This window comes from Williamsia sp. (genome assembly GCF_016462415.1).
GTDB lineage: Bacteria > Actinomycetota > Actinomycetes > Mycobacteriales > Mycobacteriaceae > Williamsia_A.
In genome coordinates, this window is the sequence record NZ_JAEMTF010000022.1 from 1 (window position 1) to 10,823 (window position 10,823).

10 protein-coding genes are annotated in these 10,823 nt (G+C 68.2%); 8 read left to right on the forward strand and 2 right to left on the reverse strand.

Annotated features, from left to right (window positions below; genetic code table 11):
• From JHC79_RS07890 to JHC79_RS07920, 7 genes are all read left to right on the forward strand, one after another.
• Positions 1-1,014 (forward strand): AAA family ATPase (locus JHC79_RS07890; protein ID WP_296389610.1); only part of this gene is annotated, 1,014 nt, incomplete at its 5' end.
• A 277-nt stretch (positions 1,015-1,291) separates the two neighbouring features.
• Positions 1,292-2,056: a glycosyltransferase family A protein gene (locus tag JHC79_RS07895; RefSeq protein WP_296389611.1), complete on the forward strand. Its 765-nt coding sequence runs from the start codon at positions 1,292-1,294 to the stop codon at positions 2,054-2,056.
• Entirely contained in the window at positions 2,053-3,486 is a 1,434-nt protein-coding gene (locus JHC79_RS07900) for a class I adenylate-forming enzyme family protein (protein WP_296389612.1), read from the forward strand. Before JHC79_RS07895 ends, JHC79_RS07900 begins: the two co-directional genes overlap by 4 nt.
• A gap of 20 nt (positions 3,487-3,506) precedes the next feature.
• The gene (locus JHC79_RS07905) at positions 3,507-5,030 is read left to right on the forward strand and encodes a YhjD/YihY/BrkB family envelope integrity protein (RefSeq protein WP_296389613.1); all 1,524 of its coding nucleotides are present in this window, start codon (positions 3,507-3,509) and stop codon (positions 5,028-5,030) included.
• Positions 5,027-6,079 carry a hypothetical protein gene (locus tag JHC79_RS07910; RefSeq protein ID WP_296389614.1) on the forward strand — a complete coding sequence of 351 codons (1,053 nt, stop codon included), beginning with the start codon at positions 5,027-5,029 and terminating at the stop codon, positions 6,077-6,079. The genes JHC79_RS07905 and JHC79_RS07910 overlap by 4 nt, the downstream gene beginning before the upstream one ends.
• Complete coding sequence (locus tag JHC79_RS07915; protein ID WP_296389615.1) at positions 6,076-7,014, forward strand: NAD(P)-dependent oxidoreductase; 939 nt, start codon at positions 6,076-6,078, stop codon at positions 7,012-7,014. The genes JHC79_RS07910 and JHC79_RS07915 overlap by 4 nt, the downstream gene beginning before the upstream one ends.
• Positions 7,015-7,561: 547 nt before the next feature.
• The gene (locus tag JHC79_RS07920) at positions 7,562-7,975 is read left to right on the forward strand and encodes a hypothetical protein (protein ID WP_296389616.1); all 414 of its coding nucleotides are present in this window, start codon (positions 7,562-7,564) and stop codon (positions 7,973-7,975) included.
• A gap of 4 nt (positions 7,976-7,979) precedes the next feature.
• On the opposite strand, the gene JHC79_RS07925 is transcribed toward JHC79_RS07920, so the two are convergent.
• Positions 7,980-9,758 (reverse strand): acyl-CoA dehydrogenase, encoded by a 1,779-nt coding sequence (locus JHC79_RS07925; RefSeq protein ID WP_296389617.1) that lies wholly within the window; start codon positions 9,756-9,758, stop codon positions 7,980-7,982.
• A 115-nt stretch (positions 9,759-9,873) separates the two neighbouring features.
• Here JHC79_RS07925 and JHC79_RS07930 point away from each other — a divergent pair, with 115 nt between their 5' ends.
• Positions 9,874-10,461, forward strand: a complete 588-nt coding sequence (locus JHC79_RS07930) for a TetR/AcrR family transcriptional regulator (protein ID WP_296389618.1) — start codon at positions 9,874-9,876, stop codon at positions 10,459-10,461.
• A 13-nt stretch (positions 10,462-10,474) separates the two neighbouring features.
• Here the strand turns inward: JHC79_RS07930 and JHC79_RS07935 are convergent.
• Positions 10,475-10,823, reverse strand: a 349-nt coding sequence (locus JHC79_RS07935; protein WP_296389619.1) for a hypothetical protein, incomplete at its 5' end; no start/stop codon positions are given.

Genomic DNA, 10,823 nt, shown 5'->3' on the forward strand with positions numbered 1-10,823 from the left:
CGTCTGCTCCGCATGGAGGACGAGCTGCACAAGCGGATCATCGGCCAGGTCGAGGCGGTCAAGGCCGTCTCCAAGGCGATCCGTCGTACCCGCGCCGGTCTGAAGGACCCCAAGCGTCCGTCGGGCTCGTTCATCTTCGCCGGCCCGTCCGGTGTCGGTAAGACCGAGCTCTCCAAGGCGCTGGCGAACTTCCTGTTCGGCGAGGACGACGCGCTCATCCAGATCGACATGGGCGAGTTCCACGACCGCTTCACCGCGTCGCGGCTGTTCGGTGCCCCTCCGGGCTACGTCGGCTACGAAGAGGGCGGCCAGCTCACCGAGAAGGTGCGCCGCAAGCCGTTCTCGGTGGTGCTGTTCGACGAGATCGAGAAGGCCCACCAGGAGATCTACAACACGCTCCTGCAGGTGCTCGAGGACGGCCGCCTCACCGACGGTCAGGGACGCACGGTCGACTTCAAGAACACCGTGCTGATCTTCACCTCGAACCTCGGTACGTCCGACATCTCGAAGGCCGTCGGCCTGGGCTTCACCTCGGGTGAGGGCACGGGCTCGAACTACGAGCGGATGAAGCAGAAGGTCAACGACGAGCTGAAGAAACACTTCCGCCCGGAGTTCCTGAACCGTATCGACGACATCGTCGTGTTCCACCAGCTCACCAAGGACGAGATCATCTCCATGGTCGACCTCATGCTCAACCGCGTCGAGGTCGCGCTGAAGAACAAGGACATGGCGCTCGAGGTCACCGACAAGGCCAAGAGCCTGCTGGCCAAGCGCGGATTCGACCCGGTGCTGGGTGCGCGGCCGCTGCGTCGCACCATCCAGCGCGAGATCGAGGACCAGTTGTCGGAGAAGATCCTCTTCAACGACATCACCCCCGGCCAGATCATCTTGGTCGACGTGGAGAACTGGGACGGCGAGGGCGAAGGCGACGAGGCGAAGTTCACCTTCGTCGGATCGAAGAAGCCCGTCGAGCTCCCCGACACCCCGGTGGAGCTGGCCAAGAGCGCAGAGTGATCTGACGGTCTGAAGCAAGAGGGACGCAACCGAATTCGGTTGCGTCCCTTTTGTATGTCACGGCGGGCATGCGTGCGACGAATGGTTCCTCCGCGTACACGATCAGCGGCACCACGGATTCGCCGTCACCTGATCGACCGCGGCCCCGGCCGGGAACGCGACGGCCCAGGCGTCGACGTGGTCGGTGCGAGGCAGGTAGTAGTACTCAGGCGCAGGGCGATGGGGTCCTCTAGTGTCACTGGTTCAGCGCTCCACGCATGCAAAGGAATCACCGTCGATGTCCGACCTCGCCCCGCGTTCCGGCCCCATGAACCTGTGGATCGTCGTGCCCGCCTACAACGAGGCAGCGATGCTGCCCGCGACGTTGGCGGCACTGCTGTGCCAGACCGATCAGGACTTCTCGCTGATCGTCGTCGACAACGGTTCGCATGACCAGACACCCATCATCGCCAAGCAGTTCGCGAGCACCGCATCGTTCCCGGTGACAGTGCTGACCGAACACGGCAAGGGTGTGGGCGCCGCCGTCGACACCGGTTTCCGCCATGCGATCGCCACCGGCGCAACACACATCGCGCGCACCGATGCCGACTGTCTGCCCCGGACCGACTGGATCGCCGAGATCCGTCGCGCGTTCGGCGGAGACGCCGAACTCGTGTGCGGACACCTGGTGGCACGGAGCGACGAGAACGGCGCGATTGCTCGAATCATGTTCCGCGTCATGGTGATCGCGGCGGCATATTTCGGTCGTCTGCGACCCGCCAACCGCGGACCGGAGTATCTCGTTCCCTATCAGATGCACGCAGGCAACAACATGGCGATCACCGCGGATCTCTACGTGCGGTGCGGTGGGATGCCGCGTCTGCCGTCGCCCACCGACCGCACATTTCTCAACCGCGTCCGCCGCACGACCGGCCGGATCGAGCATCGTCGAACGATGGTGTCGGAGAACTCGACCCGCCGGATCCGCGCGTACGGACTCCTGGGCACCGCGCGTTGGTACCTCGACCGTGGTCCCGGCCGCCGCAGTCCGGATCCGCGATGACCGCCCCCACCGACATCGCGTCACTCCTGGGTGAGCTGCGCGCCTCTCCGCACGCCGCGGCGTTCCTCACCTCGCGGAGCGGTGTCATAACCCGGGGTGACCTCGCCGACCGGGCGCTCGCCGTCGCCGGTGAGTTGCACAGCCGGGGACTGCAGCACGGCGACACCGTGGGCCTGGCCGTGCGGCCGGGACCCGAGACGGTGGCGGTGCTCCTGGCGTCGATGCGTCTGGGCCTACGGGTCGTCGCGGCAGATCCACGCATCGCCCCGCAGGTGTTCGCGTCATCGCTGCGACTCGCGGGAGTCCGTCTGATGATCACCGAGCCGCTGGTCCGACTGGCGGCGGGACCTGCGGCGCCCATCGTCGGCCTGTTCGGTATCCAGTTGGCGCGGCTCGACTCGGTGGCGCCGGCGACGGTGATGCCCCGACGACTGACGGTGCGACCATCCCCCGATCACTCCGACTCCGACGCGGATGCCGTCCTCGTGTTCACCTCGGGGACAACGGGACGCCCACGGGCGGTGGTGCATTCACCGCGCACGATGTCTGCCGGCGTGGCGTCGGTGACGGAGCTGACCGGGGTCCGCAGAGGTGACTCGGTGGTGGCGTCGACGGTGTTCGCGATGCTCCCGGCCCTGCTGGCCGGGGCTGCGGTCGCGACGTCCATCGACCGCCGGACCATCCACCGGGTGTCGCCGCAGTTCACCTACGTCACGCCACCGCAGGCCCGGGATCTGCTCGAGCACGGCGCCCGGTTCACCGGGCGCGTGTTCACCGGATCTGCACCGGCGTCGACGCGGCTGCTGACCCGGCTTCGCGATGCCGGTGCCGACGAGGCCTGGAGTGTCTACGCGCTCACCGAGGCCTTCCCGGTGGCGGCCGTCGAGTCCCGCGACAAAGCCGATTTCGACACCGCCGGGGACCTCGTCGGTGACCTCATGCCGGGCATGTCGGCCCGAACCGATTGCGCCGGAGAGATCGTCGTCGCGGGATCTGCCATGTGTACCCGTTACCTGGGTGGGGATCGGCTGGCCGAGGTGGCGACCGGTGATCGCGGTGTCATCGACGGAACACGGGTGATCCTGCACGGGCGCCTGAAAGACATGATCCTGCGCCGAGCGGTCAACATCTATCCGGGCCTGCACGAGCCGTCGCTGCACGTGGCCGGCGTGGCCCAGGCGGTGCTCGTTGGTGTGCCAGACCATGATCTCGATGAACGCGTGGTGCTCGTGGTCGAGCCCGAGCCCGGGGTGAGCGAGAGTGAGCTCCGCAGGTCGCTGCGTGGGCCGATCGCTGCGCTCGGCGACGCTCGACCCGACGACGTCCTGATCACGACGGTGCCGATGTCCGGGCGCTCACGCAAACCCGATCGCGTGGCCACGGCCGCTCTGGCCGCCGGCGCCTCGGCGATGCGGATGCCGCGATGCTGAGGCGATGGCGGGAGCTGCTGATGGCGTCGCATGTGCGATACACCTCGGTCAACGGCGACGCGTTGGCGAGCGCGACCACCTACTCACTGATCCTCGGGCTGATCCCGGTGTTGTTGCTGGTTGCCACGGTGCTGTCGTGGGCCGACCCCGGTACCGTCGCCGACGCGGCCGACACCGCCGCCCGTCGCGTGTTCCCGACGGAGGTCACCGAGGTGGTCACCGCCGCGGCAGGCGACCTCGATCGCCGACTCACCTGGGTGGCCGTCGCCATCATCGGCTGGCTGTCCGTCCGGTCGGTTCGTGCGCTGCGCACCGGTTGTCGTGCCGTGTGCGGCCAGCGCAGTGGATCGGGAAATCCGATCTCCGACAACCTCCGCGACGTGGGACTCGCCATCGTCTTGTTCGGATGCGCGGCTGTCGGTGTCGTGATCGTCGCCGAGGTGCCGTCGACGGTGGCCGCGCGCGTTCTCGGGGTGCCCGTGCTGTTCGCGACACTGCTGATCGCGATGCGGATCCTGCCCTGGCCCGACACCGACCGACCGACACTTCGTCGTACCGCGTCGGCCGCCGCGGCGGCGACCGTGGCCATCACCGCACTGGGGACAGTCGGTGGGCTCTATCTGCACGCGACGATGTCCGGGCGCGATGCGGTGTTCGGTGTCGCCGCGACACTGGTCGCGACGTCGTTGTGGATCGCGTTGTCGGTGCGCGCGGTACTGCGGGCGCTCTCTGTCGCCGCGGTGCTCGAGGCGTGGCACCGACCCGCACCAGCGGACGACCGTGCCCTGTGGGTGATCGTTCCGGCGTACCAGGAGGCGTCCGGTATCGGCGCCACCCTCGATGCACTGGCCCGGCAGAGCGACCTGGAATTCGCTCTCGTGGTCGGCGACAACGGATCGACCGACCGAACCCCGGACGTCGTCCGCGAGTTCGGGCGCACCGCACCGTTTCCGGTCCACCTCGTGGTCGACGACGAACGCGGTGTCGGATGTGCGGTCGACGCCGCGGCGCGTTTCGCCATCGCCCACGGCGCTGAGTTGCTGGCGCGTACCGACGCCGACGCACGACCACGGCCCGGGTGGGTCGCGGGCATCCGCGACCGCTTCGCCCGCGGTGCAGACGTCGTCTGTGGGGCCAGCATCCCTCGTCGTGACGAGGACCCGTCGGTCGTCGAGCGGTGGCTCCTGCCTGCAGTGCAAAGAATTCTGGCGGTCTACGGGCGCCACCGCGGACCGCACCGCGGGCCGGAGTTCCTGGCCCCGTACGTCCTGACCCATGGTCATTCGTTCGCGATCACGAGCGCGGTATACGAGCAGGCGGGCGGCGCCGTGCGCCGCCCGCTCGAGGCCGGCCCCGAAGACGTCCATCTGCTCAATCGGGCCCGCCAGATCACGCCGAATGTCGTTCGGGCAGAGGAGGTGGTCGTCGAGAACAGCCTGCGCCGCCTGCGTGAGTGGGGGATGCGCAGGACGTTGCTGTGGTACTGGGATCGCCGCTACACCCCGCCGACGGCCGATCAGGTTCACGTCAGGATCCCACGATGAGCGCCCGCAACCGCGACCGCCGGGTCTACTGGGCGTCGCATCCCTTCCTGTTCGCCGGTCTGGCAGTGATACGCCATCGGGCGGTGTGCCGCATCAGGTCTCGCGTCATCGTCAATCAGCCCGAGGCGATGCGACACGTGCTCACCGAACTGCCGCTCGATCGGGTGTCGGACCGGACGACCGGCGGCGTGATCAGGAAGAACGACGTGGTCGGAGCCCTGTTCGACGAGTCCGGCGACGACCACCGCGCGTCGCGGCGTGCGGTGGCCGAAACGCTGGATGCATCGGGTGTGGCCGCCTTGCGCCACGTCTGGATGCCGGTGCTCGACGATGCGGTCGCGCGGTTGCGGGCCGGCGAGCTGATCGACCTGTGTGGCGTCGCCGACGAAATGGCCGGACGCACCACCGCCGCGCTGCTCGGGCTGGACCTCAGCACGGGGCAGTCGATCGACCTCGCGCGGGCGGCCCGCGCCACCGCGGCGTCGGCGGCCGCATCCGAGGTTCCGTCGTTGCGCCGCAGGAGGTATCGCGATCACATAGGCGAGGCCTTCGGCGACAGGATCGATGCCCGCGGCACGATGCTGGCGATGGCCGCGGTGACCACGACACACGCAACCCTTCCCCGGGCGGTCGCCTGGGTGGCCGACGACGACCTCTGGGGTGCGGCCGGCGACGATGCGCAGCGCCCGGTTCTCGTCGCCGAGTTGTTACGGGTGCTCGCACCGACCCCGCTGCTGCCGCGCGCCGTCGCGGAGCGGGCGGAGGTCGCCGGGTGTCCGGTGACCCCCGCTGATCAGATCCTGCTGATGACCCGTCATGCGGTCGGCGCCCATCGCCGGGATCCCTCGGTCACGTGCCCGGCGCCGATGGCGTTGAGTCAGTTGGTCTTCGGTGTAGGGCGCCATGCGTGCCCCGGCGCCGCCCTGGCCCGGGCGCAGCTCGCGGATGTCCTGGCCGCCCTCGCGCCACTGAGGCCCAGGGTGCGCACGGCTCGGGCCGACCGCCACAGCGCCTTACCCGCATGGCGTTCGCTGGTGGTCTCGACATGAGGGTCGGGGTCACCGGTGCCACCGGGTTCTGTGGTGGCGCCGTACTGCGAGCGCTCGCCGCCGGTGGACACGACATCGTCACCGTCGGGCGACGTCCGGCGGGTGCCCATCCGTGGCGGCGCTGGGATGCCGCGAGCGATGTTCCCGATCTCTCCGGCCTCGACGTGGTCATACACCTCGCCGCCGCCGTCGGCGATCCCCGACCGGGGACACGGGCGGCGGCGTTCGAGCAGGTCAATGTCGTTGGGGCGAAGAGACTGCTGTCCGCGGCCGAGCACTGTCGGGTCGTCTGGGTGAGCTCGTCGAGCGTGTACGACACGCGCCTCGACCGCACCATGGTGGCCGAGGACCACCCGATCGACGGAGGGCATCTGAATCAGTACGGCCGAACGAAGGCAGTGGGCGATGCACTGGCCCGGGATCGAGGTGCCGTCGTTCTTCGACCGCGTGCTGTCTACGGCCCCGGCGACGCGCATCTGTTGCCACGCCTGCGTCGTGCTGTGCGCGGGCGCCGGCTGGTGTTGCCCGGCGACGACGTCAGTGTCTCGATCACGCACGTCGACAACCTCGCGGCCGCCTGCGTCGCGGCGATGGCGTGGGATGCCGGCGCCTACAACGTCGCCGATCTCGCCCCGGTGCGCAGGGACGAAGCGCTCGTCGGGGTGCTCGAAGCGGCCCTCGGCCGATCGATATCGGTGGCGCACGTGCCGGTGTGGATGGCGGCCACGGCCGCGAAGGGCATGTCCGCCACGGCCGCCGTCATCGGTCGTGAATCTCTTCTGACGCCGTATGTCGTCGACACCGTGGGCCGGGACTTCGTTCTCGACACGACCCGCGCGACCGCGACCGGGTGGAGCTCGGCCGATCTGATGCCGAGCTACCTGAGACTTCTTCGGGCGTCGGTCGGGGAGCGGGACACGGCCGCGAGACGGTGAGTGCACGCGGGCGGGTGATACCGTTCGGACGTCCGGTACGAGCACGGGGGTTCGATGGGTCATCCGACAGGTCAGGGGCCGGAGTACGATCCGCGCCAGGGCTTTCCGCAGCAGTGGTCTCAGTATCCGCAGCCCGGATGGTCCTCCGGAGGTCCGAACATCCACGGCCAGAAACCGCCCGGGGGCGGTAGCGGCAGGACCCTCGCGATCGTCGGTGTGGTCTCGGTCGTCCTGGTCGCGGTACTGGTCGCTGTCACCGTGATCGCCCTGCGCCACAACGTCTCGGTCGGTGGCGAACCCGTGAGTGCGGCGGGCTCGTCGTCATCGGCGGGCCCCACCACACCCACCACGACATCGCCATCCGATCCCCAGTGTCCGGCACCGAAAGCCGGCCCCGGCACCCCCGGCAGGGTGGAAGACGGTGTCCGGCTCGCGTGGTCTTGCCTATGACGTCCCGGCAAGCCGGGAGGTCGAGAGTTGTGGCACCGTGGTCGGCTGGGAAGGCAAGTGTGCGGACGGGCCCTTCGGCTACTGTCCCATCCGGACGATGAGCGGAGCGGCCACCCTCCACTCCGCCCAGTGCCCGAAGAACTCAGCTGCCCTCGCCGGGACGCCGGGGGCATCGAACACCGATGACATCACCGTCGCCGTCCGTGCCGAGGCGGGCCTCGTCAAAGAGATCTACACCTCGGAATCCGGTCGTGTGCCGGACGTATCGCTCAGTGCGCCTACGGCGCTGACCGTCGGCGGTGCGCCGGCCGTGCAGATCGTCGCCACGGTCACCGGCATCGAGTCGTCGGCGTGCGTCGGACCCACCGCAGTGCACAGCATGATCGCCACCACGGTTCCCGGTCAGCAGGGAACCGTCCTTTTCGTGATCTCGCTGCGGCAGGGCGTCCCCGGCGCCGTCGATGCGCCCACCGCCGCACGCATGGCCTCCACCCTGCGCCGAAACGGGTGACGGGCTAGAACCAGGAGGGCTCCAGATCCAGCGTCGTGCGGTCGAGTGAGGCCAGCAGGTCGAACTGTGGGCCGGTCTTCGGCAGCTCGTATCGGAAGAAGTACTGCGCCGCAGCACGTTTGCCGTCGTAGAAGTCGCCGGTGCTCTCGCCGACCGCCAGCAGCTGCTCCAGCCAGATCCAGGCGAGGACGACGTGGCCGGTCGCCTCGAGGTAGACCGTCGAGTTCGCGAGGGTGGTGGCCGGATCGCCGACCGACCACAGTGCGACGGTGACCTCGGTCAACCGATCGACCGCGCGCCGCAGATCCGCGGCGTATGTCGCGGCGTCTGCGCCCGCTGCCTCGGCGCGATCGATGGTCGCGGTGATCGTCTCGACCAACAGTTTCAGACCCGCCCCGTCCTGCATGACGACCTTGCGACCCAGCAGGTCGAGGCCGTGGATGCCGTGCGCGCCTTCGTGGATGGGGTTGAGGCGGTTGTCGCGGTAGTACTGCTCGACGTCGAACTCCTTGGTGTAGCCGTACCCGCCGAGCACCTGGATGGCCAGGCTGTTGGCCTCGAGGCACCACTGCGATGGCCAGCTCTTGGCGATGGGGGTGAGCACCTCGAGCAGCAGATGGGTCCGGTCTCGGTCGGCGCCGGTGGTGGTCTGCTCGTCGTCGACGAGCTGCGCGCAGTACAGGGTGAGTGCGAGAGCGCCTTCCACGTAGGACTTCTGAGCCAGCAGCATGCGGCGGACGTCGGCGTGGTCGATGATCGGGACCGCGGGCGAGCTCGGGTCCTTGTTGTCCAACGGGCGTCCCTGGGTGCGTACCTTGGCGTACTCGAGCGAGGCGAGGTAGCCGGCGTAACCGATTGCGGTGGCGAGGAATCCGACGCCGATCCGAGCCTCGTTCATCATGTGGAACATGTACATCAGGCCGTGGTGCTCCTCGCCGACCAGATAGCCGACAGCGCCCTTCTCGTCGGCGGGAGTGTGTGTTCCGTCGCCGAAGTTGAGCAGAGTGTTGGTGGTGCCGCGGTTACCCATCTTGTGGTTCAAGCCCACCAGGGCGACGTCGTTGCGGGTTCCGTCGGCGAGGTACTTCGGCACGATGAGCAGCGAGATGCCCTTCACGCCGGGAGGTCCGCCAGGCGTCTTGGCGAGCACCAGGTGGACGATGTTCTCGCTCAGTTCGTGTTCACCGGCGGAGATCCACATCTTGGTGCCGGTGACCCGGTAGCTGCCGTCGCCGGCGGGGATGGCCTTGGTGGTGATGTCCGCCAGCGACGACCCGGCCTGTGGTTCGGACAGGCACATGGTCCCGTAGAAGCGACCCTCGACCATGGGCCGGACCCAGGTGTCGATCTGCTCGGGGGTGCCGTACTCGATCAACAGGTTGGCATTGCCGATGGTGAGGAACGGGTATGTCGATGACGACGGATTCGCCGCCTGGAACCACGCCAGGGCGGCTTTGCCGATGACGTTGGGTAGCTGCAGGCCGCCGACCGATTCGTCGAACGACCCGGCCATCAGGCCCGACTTGGTGAACTCGTCGAGTGCGGCCTGCACCTCGTCGATGAGGACGACCTTCCCGTCGTCACCGATGTAGGGCTCGTTCTGGTCGCCCTTCTTGTTGTGCGTCGCGAACATCTTGGTCGCGATGTCGGCACTGAGGTCGAGGACGTCGTCGAATGTCTCCCGGGAGTGCTCGGTGAAACGCTCACGGGTGGTCAGCGCGGCGACGTCGAGCCACTCGAAGAGCAGGAAGTCGATGTCGCGGCGGGACAGCGGGGCGGCCATTGGTTCTCCTCGATCCGGGAAATGAGCACTCGCTAACAAATGAGCGCCCGCTTATGATGCTCCCCGGACCATGGCATCGTCAACGGTCCTGCACGACACGCAGGAGGGGAGCGGTATGACCACCGACACCGCCGTCGGCGACTCCGCCGCCGCGGATCGCATCCGACGAGCCGCGATAGAGGCGTTCGCCGAATCGGGCTACGCGGGCAGTTCGACGCGCCAGATCACCAAGCGGCTCAACATGAGCGCCACCGCGATGTATCCGCACTTCCGTTCCAAGGAGGAGTTGCTCTACGCCATCGCCCTCGACGGACACCGGGCTGTCCTGGCGGCGCTGCGCGACGCCGACTACCCCGACGCGCCCGTCCTGCAGCGGCTGACCTCGGTGGTCTCGGCGTTCGCGACGTGGCAGGCGGAGTTCCACCAGCTGGCCCGGGTCGTGCAGTACGAGTTGGGCGCGCTCACCCCGGTGCACTACCGGGCGATCACCGCGATCCGCCGCGACACGGTCGCCGTACTCGCGTCGATCGTGCAGGCGGGCAAGGACTCCGGCGAGTTCTCGGTCGATGACGTCGACGACGTGGTCCTGGCCATCTCGTCGCTGTGCGTGGACGTCTGCCGGTGGTTCCCGTCGAAGATCCACGACGACCCACGACGACTGGGCGCCGCATACGGCCGGATCGCGCAGCGTCTCGTTCGCTGACCGGCAGGCACTGTCAGGAGGCGATGCTGTCGAGCAGACCGAACGAGATCACGAGCAGGACGATCTGGATCGCCATCCCGAGCAGCGGAACCCAGAACGCGATGTGCTTGCGGACCATCAGCACGATCGCGGCGATCGAGGTGGACAGCAGGACGAGACCACCGACGAGGTCGGTGAGGATGTACGCCCACGTGAGGTTGTCGTAGTTGCAGGTCTGATAGCTGCACGCGTCGGTCCCCATCACCCAGAACAGGCTGAAGAAGGCGACGAGCAGGAATCCGCCGAGGTAGGTCGTGATGAGCATCGACGTCACGACGACGTCGGCGGTGTGCGATCGACGTACCGGCACGAACGGTGCCTGC